Origin of the sequence: Nitrosospira sp. Nl5, from assembly GCF_900102495.1 — a bacterium.
Taxonomy (GTDB): Bacteria; Pseudomonadota; Gammaproteobacteria; order Burkholderiales; family Nitrosomonadaceae; genus Nitrosospira.
Genome location: NZ_FMVQ01000003.1, coordinates 26,905 through 47,047, shown reverse-complemented (window position 1 = coordinate 47,047; position 20,143 = coordinate 26,905). Strand labels below are relative to the sequence as shown.

Genomic DNA, 20,143 nt, shown 5'->3' with positions numbered 1-20,143 from the left:
TCTATCAAAATCAGATCCAAGTTTATTACTTTTGACTACTCCACTGTCACCGATTTCGCCAGATTCCGTGGCTTATCCACATCGGTGCCTTTTTGCAGCGCAACGTGGTAGGCGAGCAATTGAAGTGGGATAGTATGGAGAATGGGGCTAAGCAGCCCGGCATGTTCCGCCAGGCGAATGACATGAATGCCTTCGCTCTCCTGAATGCGGGAATCGGCATCAGCGAGAACGTAGAGCTCACCGCCGCGAGCGCGGACTTCCTGTAGATTGGATTTGAGTTTTTCCAGCAGGGCGTCGTTGGGAGCAATAGCAACCACCGGCATGTCCTTGTCCACCAGCGCGAGGGGACCATGTTTCAGTTCTCCGGCGGCGTAGGCTTCTGCGTGGATGTAAGAAATCTCCTTGAGCTTGAGCGCGCCTTCCATGGCGATGGGATAATGCATGCCGCGTCCGAGAAACAAGGCGTGGTTTTTTTGAGCAAATCCTTCAGCCCAAGCCTTGACTTGGGGTTCCACCTGCAACGCGTGCTGTAGCGCGACAGGCAAGTGCCGCAGGGCAGCGATCATCTCACGTTCACCCTCGCCCGATAGTTTGCCGCGCAATTTTGCCAATGTCATGGTAAGCAGCATCAGCGCAGCCAGCTGCGTGGTGAATGCCTTGGTCGAGGCCACGCCGATTTCCGGCCCGGCACGGGTGAGGAAGCGTAGATCCGTCTGCCGTACCAGGGCGCTTTCCGCGACATTGCAGATAGCGAGGCTGTAACGATGGCCCAACAACTTGGCATAGCTGAGCGCGGCCAGCGTGTCCGCTGTTTCCCCCGATTGGGATATTCCTACCACTAGCGCGTTGGGATTGGCGACCGGATCACGGTAGCGGTATTCACTGGCGATTTCGACATTGCAAGGTAATCCCGACAACGTTTCCAGCCAGTAGCGGGCAACCAGTCCCGCATGGTAGCTGGTGCCGCAGGCGAGTATCAGAATGCTGTCGGTATCTTTAAAGATATTCTCCGCTTCGCTTCCAAACAATCGTGGAGAAATGGAAGATGCATTAAGCACCATTTCCAGCGTATTCGCCACCACTCCCGGCTGCTCGAATATTTCTTTCTGCATGAAATGGGCATAAGGTCCCATTTCCACCGCTTCGTTGGTCAGTTCACTTTCGTGCACGGGGCGCGCCACTTCCTTGCGCGTACCGTCGCGTAGATTGACAATGCGGTAGCCGTCGCGGCGCAGCTCGGCCACGTCGCCTTCTTCCAGATAGATCATGTGCCGCGTCACCTGCAACAAAGCGGAGGCGTCGGAGGCGGCATAATTGCCGGATTCACCCAGCCCCAGCAATAAAGGCGCACCGTTGCGGGAAACGACGATGCGCTCCGGCCGCGACTCTTCCATGACGGCGATTGCGTAAGCGCCTTGTAATTCAGCTACTGAATGACATACTGCTTCAAATAAATCCGGATTTTCTTTCAGCTTGGATGTAATGAGGTGAGCGATCACTTCGGTATCCGTATCGGAAACGAATGCAAACCCTAAAGCCTGCAGGCGCTGACGCAGCGCCTCATGATTTTCGATGATGCCATTATGCACCACCGCCACTTTCGAAATTTCACCGGAAAAATGTGGATGAGCGTTGCGCTCGGAAGGCGCGCCGTGAGTAGCCCAGCGGGTGTGAGCGATGCCAACTTCACCATGAAAATGCTGCTCGTCCGCCAGTTTGCTGAGTTCCGCAACCCGGCCGGTTGTGCGCAGACGGTGCAGTCCCCCGTTCATCAGCGCCAGCCCCGCTGAATCATAACCACGGTATTCGAGACGGCGCAAACCTTCCAGCAAGGTGGGGACAATGTTACTTCTGGCTACCGCACCGACTATTCCGCACATTGATGGATTTCCTCTCTGCTTCGCTCCAGGGAATGACAAGGTTGAGAAGATTTTGCCACTTCATATTTCATTTCTCGCCCTTCACTTTTTTAACCGGCCGCGTCCATCCGTCGATACTGACTTGCTTGGCGCGTGACAGCGTCAGCGTCTCCGGCGGTGTATCTTTGGTAATTGTCGAGCCCGCGCCAATGGTGGAGCCTTGCGCAACCTTCACCGGCGCAACCAATTGCGTATCGGAACCAACAAAAACGTCATCCTCGATAATCGTCTGGTATTTGTTGGCGCCATCGTAGTTGCAGGTGATCGTTCCGGCGCCGATGTTGACGTTTTTGCCGACTACGGAGTCGCCGATGTAGCTCAGATGATTCGCCTTGCTGCCGACGGCAATGGTGCTATTTTTGACTTCGACGAAATTCCCGACATGCACATCGTCGGCAAGCCTGGTTCCGGGACGGATACGAGCATACGGTCCAATGCGGCAGTTTTTCCCGATTTCGGCGGTGTCGATCAGGCTGAACGGTGCGATTGCCGATCCTGCGGCAATCTTGACATTTTTCAGTATGCTGTGAGCACCCACTTTCACGCCGTCATCCAATTGTACATGACCCTCGAAGATGCAGTTGATATCAATCTCCACATCCCTGCCACACACAAGCTGGCCACGGACATCAATGCGGGACGAATCAGCCAGGGTTACCCCTTGTTCCAATAATTCTTTTGCGCACTCATTCTGATAAATGCGCTCAAGCGCCACCAACTGAGTTTTACTATTGATGCCGATTGTTTCCCATGCGTAATCCGGCTGCGTGGCATCTACCTTGACGCCATCCTTGACCGCCATCGCGACAATGTCGGTCAGGTAATACTCCTTTTGAGCATTCTTGTTTTCCAGCTTGTGCAACCAGCCGTGGAGATACTGGTTTGGAACCGCCATGATGCCGGTATTGATCTCGCGGACCTGCCGCTGTGCGTTACTGGCATCTTTCTCCTCGACAATAGCGGCAATTCCGCCTGTTTTACTGTTCCGCACGATTCTACCGTAGCCGGATGGATCCTCCAGATCCACCGTCAGCAGCGCAAGAGTTTTTGATTCCGCCGCTGCGATCAATTTCTTCAGGGTTTCGATGCCGGTCAACGGCACATCGCCATACAACACCAGCGTCAGGCCGTCGTTGTCCAGATGCGGCAGTGCTTGCATGAGCGCGTGACCGGTGCCCAACTGCGGCACCTGTTTCACCCAGATAAGCGTCTCGTCGCAGATCGCCTGGGGCACGGCCTCGCCGCCATGTCCATAGACAACACAAATTCTCCGTGGCGACAGTGAACGGGCAGTATCGAGGACATGGCCGAGCAAGGGTTTTCCGGCCAGCGGATGTAAAACCTTGGGCAGTGTGGAGTACATGCGCTTGCCGAGCCCGGCAGCCAGGATGACGATATGTAGTTTAGACATTTAATGAAGAGTGATGAAGAACCTCGGCCGCTGAGGCAACCGGGCGCATGGTTATTGCCGCTTATTGTCGCCTATGATCAGGCGGGCGACGGTATGTCTGCCCGGCAAAAACAGACCGAGAAAGCTTCATGCCAGGAAATTGAATAAGGCTAATTTATCACATGGCGCCTTCAAAATCCAAGTTATTGATCTGCGAGCAAGCAGTACAAACGCCATACCGGCAGATGCGGAGGCTGCATCCGTAGCCGGAAGGTTCTCCCTGCGCGGCTTGTTCCGACCAACAAAAAAGGCGGCCACGGCCGCCTTTACGAGAAACCGGATACGGGGGTCAATGCCCGCGTTTTCGCAGTTTCTGAATTGCCGCCAATTGTGCAATAGCCTGGCTGAGTTCGGCCTGCGCTCTGGCATAGTCCATCGCGGAGGATCGGTCTTTCAGCGCTTCTTCCGCCCGTTTCTTGGCTTCAATGGCTTTCAGCTCGTCAAGATTTGCACCGCGCACGGCGGTGTCGGCAAGGATGGTTACCACGTCCGGCTGTATTTCCAGCATGCCGCCCGAAACGTAGACTAATTCCTCGTCCTGCAGCGGCGCCTTGATGCGTACCGAACCCGGCTTGATTCGGGTCAGCATGGGCGTATGCTGCGGATAAATGCCAACCTCGCCCGCTTCCGCCGGAGCCACCAGGAACTCAGCGGGGCCGGAATAGATGGATTCCTCCGCGCTGACAATATCCACGTGAAACACGCCCATTTTTCTTTCCATTACCGATTGATCGATGGCTTATGTATGTTTACAAAGCCAGTTTATGAAACATTTCTATTGTAAGGTTTTGGCTTTCTCGACCGCTTCATCTATCCCGCCGACCATGTAGAATGCCTGCTCCGGCAGGTGATCATAATCACCCGCGACGATGCCTTTAAAACCTTTAATGGTTTCTTTCAGCGACACATATTTGCCCGGCGAGCCGGTGAATACTTCCGCCACATTAAAGGGCTGCGAAAGAAAGCGCTGAATCTTGCGTGCGCGCGCCACCGCCAGCTTATCTTCGGGAGACAGCTCATCCATTCCCAGGATCGCGATGATGTCGCGCAACTCCTTGTAGCGCTGCAGAGTCTGCTGCACATCGCGCGCGGTATTGTAGTGCTCTTCGCCAACCACCAGGGGATCGAGCTGACGCGAGGTGGAATCGAGCGGGTCCACCGCTGGATATATCCCAAGCGAGGCGATGTCGCGCGATAGCACGACGGTCGCATCCAAGTGGCCGAAAGTCGTGGCAGGCGATGGATCGGTCAAATCATCCGCTGGGACATAGACGGCCTGGATCGAGGTGATGGAACCGGATTTGGTCGAAGTGATGCGCTCCTGCAGACGCCCCATTTCCTCTGCCAGCGTCGGCTGGTAACCCACCGCGGACGGCATCCGGCCAAGCAGTGCCGATACCTCGGTACCCGCCAGGGTAAACCGGTAGATATTGTCTACAAACAGCAATACGTCGCGGCCTTCGTCGCGAAAGAATTCCGCCATGGTGAGGCCGGTCAGTGCCACGCGCAACCGGTTACCGGGCGGCTCGTTCATTTGACCATAAACCAGCGCCACTTTGTCCAGCACATTGGATTCTTTCATTTCGTGGTAGAAATCGTTCCCTTCCCGGGTTCGCTCGCCCACACCGGCAAATACCGAAAAGCCACTGTGCTCAATGGCGATGTTACGGATCAATTCCATCATGTTCACGGTCTTGCCCACGCCCGCGCCGCCAAACAGCCCTACCTTGCCGCCCTTGGCAAAGGGACAGACTAAATCGATCACCTTGATACCGGTCTCCAGCAACTCGGTAGACGCGGACAGCTCGTCGAATGCCGGCGCTTTCCGGTGTATGGACATGTTCTTTTCCGCGCCGATGGGGCCCATCTCGTCAATTGGCCTTCCCAGCACGTCCATGATGCGACCCAGCGTCTTGGTGCCGACCGGCACCAGGATCTGGTCGCCGGTGTTGGTGACCATCATGCCGCGGCGGAGTCCATCCGACGATCCAAGCGCAATCGTACGTACCACACCGTCGCCCAACTGCTGCTGCACCTCGAGGGTCAACTCCGTCCCCTCCAGGACCAGTGCGTCATACACTTTTGGCATCGCTTCGCGTGCAAACTCGACGTCCACCACTGCGCCGATACACTGAACAATTTTTCCTTGGCTCATGTTGTTCCCTAATTGCTGAATCAAAATATTTAAACCGCTGCCGCACCGCCCACGATTTCCGACAATTCCTTGGTAATGGAGGCCTGGCGTGATTTATTGTAAATCAACGTCAGTTCGTCTATCACATTACCGGCGTTATCCGACGCGGCCTTCATTGCGACCATTCTCGCCGATTGTTCGGATGCCATATTTTCCGTCAATGCCTGGTAAATCAGCGCCTCCACGTACCGTACCATGATGTCGTCAATCACCGGCTTGGCCTCGGGCTCGTAAATATAGTCCCACACGCCTCGCTGCCCCTTGGGGCCTTCGCCTCCTCTGAGGCGTTCATCGGAGAGCGGGAGCAACTGCTCCATCACTGGTTCCTGTTTCATCGTATTGATAAAGCGGGTGTAAAAAATATACACGCGATCGAAGCGATCCTGCGTGTATCCGTCCAGCATGATCTTTACCGCGCCGATCAGTTTCTCCAGATCCGGCGTATCTCCCAGGCCGATAACATGCGAGACTACATTGGCGCCAAACCGGTTCATAAATCCAAAACCCTTGTTGCCGATACAGCACGACTCGATCTGTTCACCCTCAGCTTCCCACGCTTTCATTTTGCCCACCGCCATGCGCAGCACGTTGGTATTGAGTCCACCGCACAAACCTTTGTCGGACGTCACCACGACAATGCCGATACGCTTGACCGTATCCCGCTCTATCAGAAACGGATGACGGTATTCGGTGTTCGCCCGGCTCATGTGCGCGGCGACGTTCCGTATTTTTTCGCCATAGGGGCGTGCCTTTTTCATGCGCTCCTGCGCCTTGCGCATTTTGGAGGCCGCCACCATTTCCATGGCACGCGTGATCTTCTGCGTGTTTTTTACGCTTTTGATCTTGTTACGTATTTCTCTACTGCCAGCCATCGGTTAGTACGTTCCGTTCTTCTTGAAATCCTGAATCGCGGCATCGAGTTCTTTCTCGGTGGCTGCGTCGAGGTCTTTGGTGGTTTCTATTTTTTCCATGATGGCGCCATACTTGCCGCGTATGTAACCTTTCAACGCCGACTCGAACGCCAGCGCACGCTTGACTTCAACATCGTCCAGATACCCCTTGTTGACGGCGAACAGCGTAAGCGCCATTTCAGATACGCTCAAGGTGGCATACTGCGCCTGCTTCATCAACTCCGTCACCATTTTGCCGCGTTCCAGTTGCTTGCGGGTAGCCTCATCAAGATCAGAGGCGAATTGTGCGAATGCCGCAAGCTCGCGATATTGTGCCAATGCAAGGCGTACCCCGCCGCCAAGTTTTTTGATAACCTTTGTCTGGGCAGCGCCACCCACCCGCGACACCGATACCCCCGCATTGATCGCGGGACGGATACCAGCATTGAACAAATCGGTTTCCAGAAAAATCTGGCCGTCGGTAATCGAAATCACATTGGTGGGAACGAAGGCGGTTACATCGCCTGCTTGAGTCTCGATCACCGGAAGCGCGGTAAGCGAGCCCGTTTTACCTTTAACCGCTCCATTGGTAGCTTTCTCCACGTAGGCCGCGCTGACTCGCGCAGCACGTTCCAGCAACCGTGAGTGCAGGTAAAACACGTCCCCGGGATAAGCTTCCCGCCCGGGAGGGCGTCGCAGGAGTAGTGAAATCTGGCGGTAGGCCCATGCCTGCTTGGTCAGATCGTCATAAATAATGAGGGCATCTTCGCCCTTATCGCGAAAATATTCGCCCATGGTGCATCCGGAATAAGGTGCGATAAATTGCATCGCCGCCGATTCCGAGGCGGTAGCCGCCACCACGATCGTATAGCCCATTGCCCCATGCTCTTCCAGCTTGCGCACTACGTTGGCGATGGATGAGGCTTTCTGCCCGATCGCGACGTAGATGCAAACCATGTTCTCGCCCTTCTGGTTGATGATCGCGTCTATCGCCACCGCCGTCTTGCCTGTCTGGCGATCGCCGATGATTAATTCCCGCTGGCCACGCCCAACGGGAACCATGGCATCAATCGATTTGAGCCCGGTCTGCACCGGCTGGTTCACGGACTGGCGCCATATGACCCCTGGTGCGATTTTTTCGATCGGCTCGGAGCGCTGGGTCGTTATCGGGCCCTTGCCGTCGATCGGTTGCCCAAGCGCATTGACTACCCGGCCCAGCAACTCTTCACCGACTGGAACCTCCAGGATACGCCCCGTACATTTGACGGTATCGCCTTCGGTAATATGCTCGTATGACCCCATAATCACCGCGCCAACTGAGTCGCGCTCGAGATTAAGTGCGAGACCGAATGTATTGCCGGGGAATTCCAGCATTTCTCCCTGCATCACATCGGAAAGGCCATGGACACGCACGATGCCGTCTGTCACGGAAACGATGGTGCCTTGGGTGCGGACTTCCGCGGAGGTGGCAAGTCCCTCAATTCTGCTTTTAATCAGTTCACTGATTTCGGATGGATTTAACTGCATTTATAACTCCTAGCTTTTAAGGGCAACAGCCATGGCTTCCAGTTTGCCGCGCACGGACGCGTCGAGCACTTCGTCGCCGATTTCAACTTTCACTCCACCTATCAATTCCGGATCGATACTTACCTTGGCTTCTATTTTGCGCTTGAACTTGACTTCAAGGTTGGCGACCAGATCTTTCAATTGCGCATCATTCATGGCAAATGCTGAAGTGATCTTGGCTCCCAGAACACCTTCATGCTGGGTCTTGAGCTGCTCGAACAACTCGCTCACTTCAGGCAATACCTGGAGCCGGCCATTTTCCGCCAGCAGCAAAACAAAATTGCGGCCTTCGTCGTTGAGCTTGTCACCGCATATGCCGAGAAGCAACTCGCCCAAGCGCCTGCTTGATACTTTTGGGTTACCGATGAGCGCACGAATGCTTTCATCAGCAGCGATCACCGCCGCAAGTTGCAGCATGCCGGACCACGCGGGCAGCGCATCATTCGCTCGGGCCAACCTGAAGACCGCCTCAGCGTAGGGCCGTGCGATCGTACGGGCTTCAGCCATCGTCTAAAGCTCCGCTTTGATGGATGTGAGCAAATCGGCGTGCGTCTTGGCATCCACTTCGCGATGCAGGATTTTTGCAGCACCTGCCACGGCCAGATCCGCCACGTGTTGACGCAATGTTTCCCTGGCGCGAAATACCTCCTGCTCGACCTCTGCCTTGGCGCCGACGAGAATACGCTTGCCTTCGTCCTGCGCAGCCACTTTCGCTTCCTCGATAATTTGGGAAGCGCGCTTTTCCGCTTGGACGATAATGTCGGCCGCCCGCTGCTTGGCTTCCTTCACCACATCGGCGGAACGATGGCTGGCCAGCTCCAGTTCGTGTTTGCCGCGTTCTCCTGCGGCCAGACCGTCGGCGATCGTTTTCTGCCGGTTTTCTATCGCACGCATCAATGGTGGCCAGACAAACTTGACCGTGAACCAGATAAATATGGCAAACGCCATTGCCTGGGAAATAAGGGTAAAGTTGATATTCATGGCTAGCCTCCGATAATGGCACCGAGAGCAGGCATTATTATTTGATGACAGCCAGGAGCGGATTGCCGAATGCAAAGAGCATCGCCAGGCCAACGCCGATAATAAAGGACGCGTCGATCAACCCGAGTAGCAGGAACACTTTGCCTTGTAGTGTCGGAATCATTTCCGGCTGACGTGCTGCACCTTCAAGGAAGCTGCTGCACATGATACCGATACCGATACAGGCGCCGGCAGCGCCGAGACCGATCATCAGGCCGATGCCAATGCCTGTATATGCCTGAATCATCGCCAAGTATTGCAAATTGTCCATCTCAGTTTCCTCTCGTCGTGGTAATAAATAGTAGCTTTGTCGTAGTTTTGTGACCGGCAGGCAGGCAAAAATCAGTGCGACTCATGCGCCATGGAAAGATAAACCACTGTCAGCATCATGAAAATAAACGCTTGCAATGTGACGATCAAAATATGGAATATGGCCCATCCTGCCCCAAGCATCGTGCCGAATAAGGTGCCAACGAGGCCGGTGGCCGCCCACATGCCGATCAGCAGGAAAATTATCTCGCCGGCGTAGATGTTCCCGTAAAGACGCAAGGAGTGGGAAAGTGGCTTGGAAACGTATTCGACTACATTGAAGAGGATGTTGACTGGCCACAATAGGGGATTCTTGCCGAATGGGGTGCAAACCAGTTCATGGATCCAGCCGCCCAGCCCCTTGACCTTTATGTTGAAAAAAATCATCAGCAACCATATTGAGAGCGCCAGGGCAAAGGTGGTGTTGATGTCAGTGGTCGGCACACTGCGCCAATTGTGGATACCCAGCAGTTCATAGACCGCGGCCATAATATCTATGGGCAGAAGATCCATTGTGTTCATCATCAGTACCCACACAAACACGGTCAGCGCGGCAGGCGCGACAAACGCGTGGCGGTCCCCATGGAAGGTACTTTTGACCTGCTCGTCAATGAATTCGATAGCCAGCTCGACAAATGCCTGGCGCTTGCCGGGAACCCCCGATGTCGCGCCGCGCACCACCCACCACAGGAAGCCGAAACTGATGATACCCAGCAGCACCGACATTGCCAGCGTGTCGATATGCAGCGTCCAGAACGGACCTTCACCCAATGAGCTGGTCAGGTTGGTCAGGTGGTGAGCCATGTATGAGGTTGGGGTGAGTTCCGCGCCTGATGCCATTTTATTGCCTATTCAAACTATTCAATTCAAGTGGTCTTTCGGTCTTTGTATCATCGGTTACAAATAAAGCCATGCCGAAAATCAAGACAGTCACCGCAAATGTTCCGATAAATCCAACCGCGACAACATCTTTATAAAGCGTCAAAACAAGCCACAGCAGGATAATCATGACAATCACCTTTACCGCTTCCGCTTTCAGCGCTGTGATCAGCGCACCGCTCATGGTAGAGCCGTGGTACCGCGAGATAATCGCCGCAAAAGCGGCAGCGGAAATAATACTGACCACGCCTCCCAACAATGCGGAAGCCGCGCCGTGAAATCCCCACAGCAGCCCAAGCGTCGACATCATCGCCAATGTGACGATCAGTTGCCAGCGCATAACGATGCGCACGGGCTTGTTTCGTATCCAGGGCATAATTTTGGCGTTTGTCAGAAGGCGGCCGGGGTTGACACTAGCAGAATATCTAAATTTTCATCCCAGCCGGCGCCCCTCTCCGGGTTCTTCTTTTTAGGCCATGCCGAAACAGTAAAATCCAGCGCTATCCGAGTTAGCGCTGACTGAATTTCAAAACACGCGGATTTTAATCTGCTTGAGCGCGCCAGTCAATGGAAAGTCTTCCCCGGTTTCAAGGAATCCCGGCGGCGGTTATCAACAACGCACGACGGATGGCAGGTATCCGCAATACGGCGGAAAACTATGAGCATGGAAATCAGTCAAACGCGATATAGTAAATTTCGTATTGTCTGTCCAGGCCGCACGGCAATGTCGAGGCGCGACCAGTGTTGGCTGTTAACGTCGTTTTGCAGTGCTGAAAATGATGGAAAATTAGGATGAAAAATGTTCATACCTGGATTTTGCTTGCCGCGTTAATCGCGTGCTTAAGCTTTACTTCGCTGGCACAAACAGCTCCTATCAAGGTATTGTGGTATACCTATGCTGATCCGGCTTCCGAATACCGGCAGAAAATTTCTCAACTGGCCAGCATCGTGCCTACACTTCCGCAAAGCGGCGGATCGAGTTGGAACCTGACTTACTGGGAAGCGGGCAGCGCAGTGCCGGATCTCGCTGCGTTTGATGTCCTGGTAATTGAAAGCGGAGAAGCTTTTCTTACCGGCGCACCGGGTGGCCCACTCGCAATACCGGATTACAGCGGCATTCTGGAGAATAAGGCGGAGATAAAAGCTGCTCGTGGCGATCGAACCTTCATTACCACCGCCGATTCTGATTTTCACGCCATTCGGGGGAATACGGGAAATATTCCATACGATCCGGATGCGCTGGATGGCGGCGGCAAATGCGCTCCCGTGCTAATCTCGCCGGATTGTTGGGATGGCGCTTTGGGACATTTGGTGAACGCCGTCAACTGGGCGGCACGTGGCGATGGGCTTGGAATTGTCTCGTTTCTGGATGGAGAGCATCCGGGATCTTTTTGGTGGACGAATGTCGACTCTTTCCTGCACAGCGAACTCGACGGGGTTGTGAGTTACGCCGGCGCGGAGCAAAACCCCATCATTAATCCACTGCAGGCGAGCCACGCGCTCAATGCCGGACTTACGTCGAAAGGGCTTTCAGGGTGGGGTATTTCATTTCATGCGTTTTTTCTTCCAGTCGACGGCTATGCGCCAATTGTCGACTCAAGTTCAAGACCTGGCATGTCCGTCGCTATTGCCACATCCTCCCCTGTGGTAATCAAACCCGGAAAAATGTTAATTCCTTAACCTAAATTGACCCAATCCCCGCTTTTCGTCAAAAGCGGATACGCAGCATTTTTGCTGATGGGACGCACATAAAACAGCGGACAACTCAGCGCCGCGTTCTCCTTCCAGCCATTGATATCAATATTCTAAACAGGCGCCCTGTAGAATTCGACAAAAAAACGGGTGGAGCCCAAAGGCTCCACATTGTGCGGAACTTCCGGCACGACAACTCCAATCTTTTCCGGGGATAATTCCATGTCCGCTTCCAGAGTCGGGACGCGGTAGCGGACCCTCCCTTCTCCCACGATGATTTTTGCCCAGACACCGCTTCTTGTCGAGTGGTCTTTTCTCAAGGCGACCGGTAACGATTCCTCGGTGAAGTCGGGCGTGCGCTTATACGCCACGAAATGATCAGGCAGCTCGAATTTATCGCATCGCACACAGTTGAGCATCTCCCCGAGCATACTGTTGCGACCCTCCTCGGTAGTCACCCAGGGACGATTGATAAATGGGGGATTATGCCGCACGTGCTGCAAATGCCCACAATTGAGAACCGCTACCGGATCTCCCTCACTATCGAATTCAAATCCTGTAATCGGGCGTTCCATAGCTTGAAGTAAAAAGTCGTTAAAAAATACGGGGCGTCGCTCGGTGATAAGTTGCTAGGGTCATATTGCGATAAAGCCCTGAGTTATCGACAGAATAACATTTTTATCTATTCCCGGAGCCGAGAATTAACCCATCTATTGGCGCTTTCCACCGTAACGGATCGAATTTTCGATGCCTAAACCGTTTCTACGCCCCCAAGCATGTTTTGAGCCATGCGAAGCGTGAAACGTAGCTGCCCTCGATCCCAAGGAGTAAATCGCGGGAGCTGGAATACGTCACTACTCATCCTGGCGGCGCCATGAGCGGTTGAAACCGCCGCGTCAAAACCCAGATCCTTGACCATTTTGACGTGATCCAGCAGGTAGTCGCTTCCCGGTTTTCCGTTTGGGTAAGCGAAAAGCCGCACTGGGGCGCGAATTATCCCCTCCAGCATCTCCTTCCCATCAGCAATTTCGGCGCGAGCCGCATCATTTTCCATACGCGCAAGGATAGGATGATTAGCAGTATGCCCGCCGATCTCCATCCCCGCATTGTGCAGGATGCTGATCTGCTCCGAAGTCATCATGAGATTACTGGGGAGAATCACGGGAATGAGAGCACGCATTGCTTCCACCCGTGATCGCCTTGAATCCAGGGGCAAGTACTTGAGCTTTCCCAGCACGCAATGAAGAGCTTGGCGGCGTTTAGGCATAGTCCCGATCTCGAATTGACCCAGACCTACCTTGGCGAGATCAAGGATATCTCCGGGAGCCCGGCGGATCAATTCGATCACGGTGTCATTCCACATCCGCCCGCCATTAAGGAAACCTGTCGCCACGAAAAACGTTGCAGGTATCCCATATTTTTGCAGGATCGGCAGGGCGATTTCTGCGTTGTCCGCATAGCCGTCATCGAAGGTGATACACGCCGCACGGGGTGGCAGCTTACCTTGGCGCAGGCCCCGCACCGCATCAAGAAGAGGAATTATTCTGAAGCAGGCTGCAAGATTCCTTATTTGAACATGGAAGGTTTCCACATCTCCCTCTCCCGGAAACAAGGGATCCGGCTGCGGCAATACGCGGTGATACATCAATATCGACAGGCGGCTGCGCAACCCCCCTGGGGAACAGAGGTGCAGCAGTGCGAGGCTCGGCAATAAAGTCCAGGCTTCCGCAGGTTTAACCGAGCTTTTCAAATAACCGGATTCATGCCCTGCCATACACACTATCCGGAAGCGCTGCCATACAGTACATGAAGGGATAACCCGTTTTGACGCCCATTCTATTCGCTTGATTTCCTGATAATGGATGCCGGTCCTGGGGGATTTAATTTTCCAAACTGTCGCTGGGATCCTTTGCCCTTTTCATTACTTACAGACACAGCCTTCTCCTTCAGCTCTTTTTCGACGAGAACGCGTGTGGCCACCATTGCCGACATCAGATAATACGGCACGTCGAAATAAAGCAGGCTGAGGAAGGCGCCACCGGTGGCAAAACCCACCAGGCTTACCTGGATCATGGTAGCCAAATTGGAAGCCCACCGGTATTCTTCCATATTGGCTGTATTGCGGATAATCCATGATCCCGTCTTCCATGTGACGATGCCAAGCAAAAGATATAACGCCAAACCAACAAAACCATGCTCTCCAAGTGCTTGGAAATAAATGCTGTGGGCGGCACGGGGAATATCCAGAATATCGGGAGCATAGCGGTTGAAAAGTTCACGTGTCGTGACTTCGAAGCCTCCGCCGGTCAGTGGATAGTCACTAGCCAGATTGAAGGCCATCCACCAGGCATTGAAGCGTCCCTGGACCGAGCCATCCATTTCATAAGTGTTGATACTGTCCATTCTTTCTGACCACTTTTCGGGCATGAACGTAACCAGCAGCGGAATAGCAAGAACGAGCAGCAATCCAAGGGAGACTTTTTGACGGCTTTTTAGCCATAGGAATGCGCTCATTGCTGCAATAGCTAGCAGCGCTCCCCGTGAATGGCTTCCAAAAGCTGCTGCTGCACAAAGAAGCATCGCGATTGTGAGACCGTGGCGTACCCACATATTGCGGTAAATCATTTGCAAATAGTGCATGAGCGGAATGGTCATGATGAGCGCAAGAGCAAGCTCGTTGTTACCCTGGATGAAGGTACCGGCCGGCCCCCAGACTAAATCCACTCCCCCGCTTTTTATAGTGAAAATCCCGCCTTTGACCCCGTAGAACGCGAGAGAAATGATCACTACCACGACCAAAAGGTGTATCTGTTGCTTTGTTTTTATGAGCATGAGGGTGACGAAAGTCATGAGCATGATTTTCATCACCTTCTGCCACTGGATAAATGTTTCTTCCGGATGAAAAGCAAAGACCGTGCTCACATTCATCCACAACACAAAAGCGATGAGAACCAAGGTTACTGGGGTAAGGGGGAGGTTTTTTGACTCCTTGGTAAAAAGAAGGCTCGCCATTGTTACTGCGGCAATAATCGCGGCAAATGGAAATGAAGTGGCGAATCCCCACCCTTGAGTATGAGGATTCATGACGCTGATCCACACCCACATCAGTACACCGATGTACGGCCTCTTGAAAATGAAGGGCAAAGAACCGAAGACAATCAAAGTGACGAGGATGTCTCTCATGGCTCTAATCGGTTTTCATATGGGAAATCGAACCCGCTGTGCAGAGGAAAAAAGCTAACAGAAAAAACGAAGACTCCCGAGGCAAACCGCCTAAAAAACTGCCAAAAATAGCGTCAGCGGGAATTATAGCGCCAACCGCAAATAATCTGCATGAAACGAATAAGCTATTAGCGGATGCTATGTTCGTCGAGTGAGCCGGTGTTGCAGTAGTAGCGCATCGATGAAATACTTGGTTGCCCAGTTCGGGTAACCCGCCCGCATATATCCGCCAAACAGCGGAAACGAACCCGCGATCGCGCCATTGAGTGCAGGGTTCGGTGATTCCAGTATCTGCAATACCTTCAATGCGTCGACCAATGCGTCCGCAGCTTGTTTATATTTGGCCGTACCCGTCAATTCAAAAAGACGGTAGCAGACAATCGCAATCTGGGCGTTGCCGGTAAGGCAGGATGATAATGCCGCCGGCTCCCAGTCCGAATAGAAGCGTCCAGCCAGCAATCCGTGGCGGTCGACGCGCTCAATCAACGGGTCAGCGCCCATTCTTGCAGCCGTCATGAAATCCGGTCGCTGCGACGCTGCACCGACTTCCAGTACACCCTGCAATGTATATCCTATTGTATGCGTGAGCGGTGCGGCTGATTGCGTCAGGCAGTTGTGCGCGAACCAGCCGTTCGAGCGCTGCTGGCTCGATGCCGCCTCGATTACCTTGATTGCAGCGTCCAGACAACGACTCTCGCCCGCAATTTCTCCGAACCGATACATCGCCCACGCGCAAAGACAGGTATACGTCTTGATCTCACCTGCGCTGACATACGCTCCGTTGGTACGGAAATAGCCATTTTCATCCAGATCCGCAACCAGAAAATCGGCGGCACGGCGCCCTGCTTCCAGGAATTCCGCAGCGCCGGTCGCACGGAACGCGGAACACCATCCGTCGAGCACCATACCGGTATTGAATGCCGCAGCCGTCTGCCGGGCCGGCTCGGAAACCGGCCCGCCCTGAACCGCTCCCGATGGCATTTGAATTGTGATCTCCCAGCGGGCCATCGACAGCGCCGCGTCACGCGCAGCAGAGTCAGCGAAACATTCGGCATACGCAAGAAGCGACGTAATGATATAGCCGGTGGTTTCTGGATATGAAGCCGTCCATCCGTTTGGCTCGCCGCGGCATGGAAAATACCCCAGCGGCACGCCGTCGTCCTGCGCCGCCTGCTGCGCACGCAGCAGCCATTGCACTGCTGCATGGGCTCGAAGGGCGGTTTCACCCTGCTTTGGGCAAGTCGTGCGCGTCAGGTAGCGCCAATAGTCCCGTATTGCCAGCTGCTTGAAAACCCGATTGTCCGGGGTGAACAGCCGCGCAATCTCGCTCGCCAATGTTCTGGCGTCCCAGTAGTTCTGGCGCCACCCTACGCCGAAACACTTGTCCCGCGCGATGCGCGCCATCGAGGTGAATTTCATTCTGTCATGTCCATTTGGCGTAAAATCATAACACGGCTTGTTTGCCGCGCATCCCGTACTTTGGTCGCCTTGACACGATATCGCTTGCGATGTACCGTAATCTGGTTCGACTTCTCCACATTTTGTATGCTCGTAACCTGTGGTTAATTCTTGAGGCATTGCAAATCCTTCAAGAACAATAAAAAGCTGAACCTGCTTTTTATTGTTTCCTGCCAACACGAAAATAATATATCCATATGGCACTCTTAGCTTGAGGAGACAAATAAATAATTGAAAAGCAGATCGAACCTAAATCCGGTAGTTGGCTGCTCATTTAATAGATCAATGTTGTGATAAATAACGATGTTCTGGATTATTTGACGCTCACCTTCCGGGGTGAGGCGCTACGGGGCGAATTGCACAGTTTTTGCGGCACATGGCTGCGTTGTTCGCAACGTCTTGGAATGGAACGGCGCCCCGAAGCGTGGCATGAGGGGCACCGCGAAGCGGGGATCGGGCAGCGTAGGGATGCCGCGACCGCCCTCGCATTCAGGGGTGCCCGCATCCCACTTCGGGGTCGCACCTTCCTGCGGAAGGCACTGCTCCGCCCTGCGCAGTCGCATTCCGCGTCGTTGCGCCTTGCCCTGCACCCCAAAAACCGCCCACTTCATCCCGTCCAACTGCCGGATTTAGGTTGAAATGACCGGAATATTCAGAGTTGAACCTGGCATGACATCGGTACTGGTCCGGGAGATTGCCGCTTTAAATCCGGCAAACCCGTTTTATACTCCCGAATATTTTGCCTTTCGACGTGCGCAGGGATTTACGCCATGGATTCTGATCAATGGCGACCCTGCCGGATCAGACGTATACTGCCCCGCATTCATGAAGAGCGGACGGATGAGATGCTCGCTGGAAATCCCCTCCGCGCCAGATCTTCCAGCGAATGGATCCTTCTGGAAAGGGATCATGGATTTCTGCCGTTTGAAAGGTGTCTCTGACTTGTCAGTGAATAGCTTTTGCTCGGAAGGTGGCGTAATTCCGCCACTACATCATGAAGAAAGCCGCAAGGCGCGTTGGGAGTATGTGCTGAAGTTAAGCCATTCCGACTTCTTGAAAAAAATGTCGAAAGGACATGCTTACAGAGTCAAGCGTGCGAAGAAAATGGGGGTGGAAATGCAACGTGTGCGCAACCGGCAAGCGGCCGATGCGCACGCGCGCCTAATCAGCGCCTCCATGCAGCGACGACAGGAGCGCGGAGAGAATGTAACGACGACGGCGCCCGTGGAAAGCCTGCATCAGCTGGTCGATTCCGGCGCAGCAGAGATTTTTCAGGCGGTTCTAGGCGGTCAGGTGGTTTCCTCTAACTTTATACTGTTGGCCGAAAAGGCGGGATACAGTCACACTCAGGGCACCAGCCCGGAGGGTATGGACTGCGGTGCAGCCCATTTTCTTATTCATGAAATTGCCTGTACGCTGCGAGATGAAGGAAAGGAGGTATTCAATCTGGGAGGCACCGACGATCCGGATCCGGAATCGGGGTTGGTCAAATTCAAAACCGGCTTCGGAACGGCAACTGAAAGAATTAATCTTGAGGCTGCAAGGTTCAGGCCGGCAAGTGTTGCTTCCTGCCTGCTGCGGCGGCTTTTTATTTCCGGGAAGGGATAGGTTTGGGTTTGCACTCACTTAAGTCTTTGCTCCGCCCCTTGCACGCCGCTTTGCCGGATAATCTTCGTCGTCAAATAGACATCGGCTCGGTCAGCCTGCAGGACACGCTCAGAAACTGGCGCATGCCTGCATATCGTGTGCGTTCAGAGCTTCCCGACGGTAAAAGTGAAGGCTCAATTCTCTACCTCGGAGACCGGCCTCAGTATGCCTCGTGGACCCACAAATTGTTCGGCCATGCAATAGAGCCTGCCTTCCTGGGCAACTTCTCGCTTTTTCAGATATTGGGAGAACGCACCCCTGCGTTGGCTGCTGATATCACCCTTTGCCCATTAAATCCGTGGACCATGCCTTTATTCGCAAAACGCGGGTGGCATGTTATGCCGTTGTTCGTGAATTGCCTTATCGATTTGCGCAAGCCAATTAATGAGTTGATCACGAGCAAGGGAGCTAATCATCCCATGCGGGTTGCGCGTCGCTTTGACTACCGTTTTGAGAATAAAAAGAGCGATCAGGCGCTTCATGAGTTTTTTCAGCAAATGCTAATCCCAACGGTACAGAATCGGCATGAGGAGCGCGGATTTTTTTCAAAATGGGAAGATATACAACATATCCATCAGAACGGTGTTCTTATTGCCGCTCATCTGGACGACGAGTGGGTTGGAGCCATCCTCCTTGCTATAGAGGGAGCAAATAGTATTCGAATCGCAAATTTAGGCTGGCGGAATGGAGACGACGCGTGGCTAAAGAAGGGGATTGTAGCCGCTCTCTATTATCGATCTCTAACATGGGCGCAGGAGAATGAATTCACGGAATTCAATATGGGCTCAAGCAGCGCCTTTGTTAAGGACGGTCCCCTGAATTTCAAACTCAAGTGGGGAGCGACCATGGTACCTCCTGAAGTAAGATTTGTGGACGGTCAAATAGAGGGATCACGATCTTTCGTCGGTGCAAAGCTCGATCTGGGATCGGCAGCATCGCAATCGTTTCTCGCATCAACTCCACTACTCGAATGTACGGAGGGGAGGCTGAGAGCCATTAGCTGGAATGCCGAAATTCCACCGCAATTTCAGCGGCAAGTAGACCTTGGGTGCTCTTGGGTTAACCTTGATGAGCTTGGCGACAAATCGTTGGTATAATTGAGTAGGCCAATGGCTTCTAGAATGAGTGTTCACAATATAAATCCAATCAGTGGTGCACAGGCCAGTGCATGAACCCAGCCATTCTAAAAAGGGGTATCAGTTTTCCCAGAAGCTTCGCCATATCGTTAAACAACCCTATGCCGACCATACAGGACGTCAGAGAAAAGACCGTTACTCTCGCCAAGGCTAATCTAAAACGCATGATCCCTACTAGTCGAGTCTCTATCGGGTCTTTTATTGACTTTAGCAGGTTTGTATTGTTTGGCTGGAGCCATGAACAAATGCAACCTCTGGAATTTCGGCCAGGCCTCGACATTAGAAAGATGTCTCCAGAGGATCTGTTTACCCTTACTCGTTGCGACGGGAGATTTGGGGAACAAGCAAGGCTATATCATGCGAACCGGGGGATCGACACCGCGTATGGCGTCTACATAGGCGGAGAACTGGCTCACATGAGCTGGATTTATACGGCGGCCCAATATTCGCTGGAGCCTTTCCAGCGGTTAGCCCTGGAAGAGCTTGAAGTAGAAATTGTTAATTGTTTTACATTAGAAAAATTTCGTGGTCTTGGAATTTATCCTTATGCGATCCGATTTCTATCAAATCTTCAGTTCCAGAATGGGGTTGAACGCGTTTACATGATGGCCGACCACAAAAATCACGCTTCTCAACGTGGGATAATCAAGGCTGGGTTGAAACGATTAGGCCACATTACATATATCCGCATCCCCCCATCATCAAACAAGAGTATTTACTATCGCCGTAGTCAAAGCAATATCTGAGTTGAAAAAATGAAT

General features: G+C 53.3%; 20 protein-coding genes. 4 read left to right on the top strand and 16 right to left on the bottom strand.

Annotated features, from left to right (window positions below):
• Positions 1 to 35: 35 nt before the first annotated feature.
• From glmS to BLP45_RS04235, 11 genes are all read right to left on the bottom strand, one after another.
• Complete coding sequence (gene glmS, locus BLP45_RS04285; RefSeq protein WP_090370157.1) at positions 36 to 1,880, bottom strand: glutamine--fructose-6-phosphate transaminase (isomerizing); 1,845 nt, start codon at positions 1,878 to 1,880, stop codon at positions 36 to 38.
• Positions 1,881 to 1,947: 67 nt separating this feature from the next.
• Entirely contained in the window at positions 1,948 to 3,330 is a 1,383-nt protein-coding gene (gene glmU, locus BLP45_RS04280) for a bifunctional UDP-N-acetylglucosamine diphosphorylase/glucosamine-1-phosphate N-acetyltransferase GlmU (protein WP_090370154.1), read from the bottom strand.
• A gap of 328 nt (positions 3,331 to 3,658) precedes the next feature.
• Positions 3,659 to 4,078, bottom strand: coding sequence for a F0F1 ATP synthase subunit epsilon (locus BLP45_RS04275; RefSeq protein ID WP_090370152.1), 420 nt, complete (start codon positions 4,076 to 4,078; stop codon positions 3,659 to 3,661).
• 66 nt (positions 4,079 to 4,144) lie between these two features.
• A complete protein-coding gene (atpD, locus tag BLP45_RS04270; RefSeq protein WP_090370149.1) occupies positions 4,145 to 5,524 on the bottom strand; it encodes a F0F1 ATP synthase subunit beta in 1,380 nt (459 codons plus the stop codon).
• A gap of 29 nt (positions 5,525 to 5,553) precedes the next feature.
• Positions 5,554 to 6,435, bottom strand: a complete 882-nt coding sequence (atpG, locus tag BLP45_RS04265; protein ID WP_090370147.1) for a F0F1 ATP synthase subunit gamma — start codon at positions 6,433 to 6,435, stop codon at positions 5,554 to 5,556.
• 3 nt (positions 6,436 to 6,438) lie between these two features.
• Entirely contained in the window at positions 6,439 to 7,980 is a 1,542-nt protein-coding gene (gene atpA / locus BLP45_RS04260) for a F0F1 ATP synthase subunit alpha (protein WP_090370145.1), read from the bottom strand.
• A gap of 9 nt (positions 7,981 to 7,989) precedes the next feature.
• A complete protein-coding gene (locus tag BLP45_RS04255) occupies positions 7,990 to 8,526 on the bottom strand; it encodes a F0F1 ATP synthase subunit delta (RefSeq protein ID WP_090370143.1) in 537 nt (178 codons plus the stop codon).
• Between the two features lie 3 nt (positions 8,527 to 8,529).
• A complete protein-coding gene (locus tag BLP45_RS04250; protein ID WP_090370140.1) occupies positions 8,530 to 9,000 on the bottom strand; it encodes a F0F1 ATP synthase subunit B in 471 nt (156 codons plus the stop codon).
• Positions 9,001 to 9,037: 37 nt separating this feature from the next.
• A complete protein-coding gene (gene atpE, locus BLP45_RS04245) occupies positions 9,038 to 9,310 on the bottom strand; it encodes a F0F1 ATP synthase subunit C (protein ID WP_004180856.1) in 273 nt (90 codons plus the stop codon).
• Positions 9,311 to 9,381: 71 nt separating this feature from the next.
• Complete coding sequence (atpB, locus tag BLP45_RS04240) at positions 9,382 to 10,188, bottom strand: F0F1 ATP synthase subunit A (protein ID WP_090370138.1); 807 nt, start codon at positions 10,186 to 10,188, stop codon at positions 9,382 to 9,384.
• Between the two features lies 1 nt (position 10,189).
• Positions 10,190 to 10,603: an ATP synthase subunit I gene (locus BLP45_RS04235; protein WP_090370136.1), complete on the bottom strand. Its 414-nt coding sequence runs from the start codon at positions 10,601 to 10,603 to the stop codon at positions 10,190 to 10,192.
• Positions 10,604 to 11,019: 416 nt separating this feature from the next.
• On the opposite strand from BLP45_RS04235, the gene BLP45_RS04230 reads away from it, so the two are divergent.
• Positions 11,020 to 11,907 (top strand): PEP-CTERM sorting domain-containing protein, encoded by an 888-nt coding sequence (locus tag BLP45_RS04230; protein WP_090370134.1) that lies wholly within the window; start codon positions 11,020 to 11,022, stop codon positions 11,905 to 11,907.
• A 125-nt stretch (positions 11,908 to 12,032) separates the two neighbouring features.
• On the opposite strand, the gene BLP45_RS04225 is transcribed toward BLP45_RS04230, so the two are convergent.
• The 5 genes from BLP45_RS04225 to BLP45_RS04205 all read right to left on the bottom strand — a co-directional run bounded on the left by BLP45_RS04225 (position 12,033) and on the right by BLP45_RS04205 (position 17,210).
• Positions 12,033 to 12,494, bottom strand: coding sequence for a DUF3565 domain-containing protein (locus BLP45_RS04225; RefSeq protein ID WP_090370132.1), 462 nt, complete (start codon positions 12,492 to 12,494; stop codon positions 12,033 to 12,035).
• 176 nt (positions 12,495 to 12,670) lie between these two features.
• Entirely contained in the window at positions 12,671 to 13,693 is a 1,023-nt protein-coding gene (locus BLP45_RS04220) for a polysaccharide deacetylase family protein (protein WP_090370130.1), read from the bottom strand.
• Between the two features lie 62 nt (positions 13,694 to 13,755).
• Positions 13,756 to 15,102: a putative O-glycosylation ligase, exosortase A system-associated gene (locus tag BLP45_RS04215; RefSeq protein ID WP_090370129.1), complete on the bottom strand. Its 1,347-nt coding sequence runs from the start codon at positions 15,100 to 15,102 to the stop codon at positions 13,756 to 13,758.
• Between the two features lie 177 nt (positions 15,103 to 15,279).
• Positions 15,280 to 16,560 (bottom strand): hypothetical protein, encoded by a 1,281-nt coding sequence (locus tag BLP45_RS04210; protein ID WP_143002393.1) that lies wholly within the window; start codon positions 16,558 to 16,560, stop codon positions 15,280 to 15,282.
• A gap of 383 nt (positions 16,561 to 16,943) precedes the next feature.
• Positions 16,944 to 17,210 (bottom strand): hypothetical protein, encoded by a 267-nt coding sequence (locus tag BLP45_RS04205; protein ID WP_090370122.1) that lies wholly within the window; start codon positions 17,208 to 17,210, stop codon positions 16,944 to 16,946.
• Positions 17,211 to 17,238: 28 nt separating this feature from the next.
• Here BLP45_RS04205 and BLP45_RS04200 point away from each other — a divergent pair, with 28 nt between their 5' ends.
• From BLP45_RS04200 to BLP45_RS04190, 3 genes are all read left to right on the top strand, one after another.
• Positions 17,239 to 18,207 carry a GNAT family N-acetyltransferase gene (locus BLP45_RS04200; RefSeq protein WP_090370120.1) on the top strand — a complete coding sequence of 323 codons (969 nt, stop codon included), beginning with the start codon at positions 17,239 to 17,241 and terminating at the stop codon, positions 18,205 to 18,207.
• Between the two features lie 122 nt (positions 18,208 to 18,329).
• Complete coding sequence (locus BLP45_RS04195; RefSeq protein WP_143002392.1) at positions 18,330 to 19,343, top strand: hypothetical protein; 1,014 nt, start codon at positions 18,330 to 18,332, stop codon at positions 19,341 to 19,343.
• A gap of 71 nt (positions 19,344 to 19,414) precedes the next feature.
• Complete coding sequence (locus BLP45_RS04190; protein WP_090370116.1) at positions 19,415 to 20,128, top strand: hypothetical protein; 714 nt, start codon at positions 19,415 to 19,417, stop codon at positions 20,126 to 20,128.
• Positions 20,129 to 20,143 lie beyond the last annotated feature (15 nt).

Coding starts and splice junctions, on each gene's coding strand:
- glmS (WP_090370157.1), bottom strand. CDS start 1,880: ATGTGCGGAATAGTCGGTGCGGTAGCCAGAAGTAACATTGTCCCCACC.
- glmU (WP_090370154.1), bottom strand. CDS start 3,330: ATGTCTAAACTACATATCGTCATCCTGGCTGCCGGGCTCGGCAAGCGC.
- BLP45_RS04275 (WP_090370152.1), bottom strand. CDS start 4,078: ATGGGCGTGTTTCACGTGGATATTGTCAGCGCGGAGGAATCCATCTAT.
- atpD (WP_090370149.1), bottom strand. CDS start 5,524: ATGAGCCAAGGAAAAATTGTTCAGTGTATCGGCGCAGTGGTGGACGTC.
- atpG (WP_090370147.1), bottom strand. CDS start 6,435: ATGGCTGGCAGTAGAGAAATACGTAACAAGATCAAAAGCGTAAAAAAC.
- atpA (WP_090370145.1), bottom strand. CDS start 7,980: ATGCAGTTAAATCCATCCGAAATCAGTGAACTGATTAAAAGCAGAATT.
- BLP45_RS04255 (WP_090370143.1), bottom strand. CDS start 8,526: ATGGCTGAAGCCCGTACGATCGCACGGCCCTACGCTGAGGCGGTCTTC.
- BLP45_RS04250 (WP_090370140.1), bottom strand. CDS start 9,000: ATGAATATCAACTTTACCCTTATTTCCCAGGCAATGGCGTTTGCCATA.
- atpE (WP_004180856.1), bottom strand. CDS start 9,310: ATGGACAATTTGCAATACTTGGCGATGATTCAGGCATATACAGGCATT.
- atpB (WP_090370138.1), bottom strand. CDS start 10,188: ATGGCATCAGGCGCGGAACTCACCCCAACCTCATACATGGCTCACCAC.
- BLP45_RS04235 (WP_090370136.1), bottom strand. CDS start 10,603: ATGCCCTGGATACGAAACAAGCCCGTGCGCATCGTTATGCGCTGGCAA.
- BLP45_RS04230 (WP_090370134.1), top strand. CDS start 11,020: ATGAAAAATGTTCATACCTGGATTTTGCTTGCCGCGTTAATCGCGTGC.
- BLP45_RS04225 (WP_090370132.1), bottom strand. CDS start 12,494: ATGGAACGCCCGATTACAGGATTTGAATTCGATAGTGAGGGAGATCCG.
- BLP45_RS04220 (WP_090370130.1), bottom strand. CDS start 13,693: ATGGCAGGGCATGAATCCGGTTATTTGAAAAGCTCGGTTAAACCTGCG.
- BLP45_RS04215 (WP_090370129.1), bottom strand. CDS start 15,102: ATGAGAGACATCCTCGTCACTTTGATTGTCTTCGGTTCTTTGCCCTTC.
- BLP45_RS04210 (WP_143002393.1), bottom strand. CDS start 16,560: ATGAAATTCACCTCGATGGCGCGCATCGCGCGGGACAAGTGTTTCGGC.
- BLP45_RS04205 (WP_090370122.1), bottom strand. CDS start 17,210: ATGAAGTGGGCGGTTTTTGGGGTGCAGGGCAAGGCGCAACGACGCGGA.
- BLP45_RS04200 (WP_090370120.1), top strand. CDS start 17,239: ATGACCGGAATATTCAGAGTTGAACCTGGCATGACATCGGTACTGGTC.
- BLP45_RS04195 (WP_143002392.1), top strand. CDS start 18,330: ATGCCTGCATATCGTGTGCGTTCAGAGCTTCCCGACGGTAAAAGTGAA.
- BLP45_RS04190 (WP_090370116.1), top strand. CDS start 19,415: ATGAACCCAGCCATTCTAAAAAGGGGTATCAGTTTTCCCAGAAGCTTC.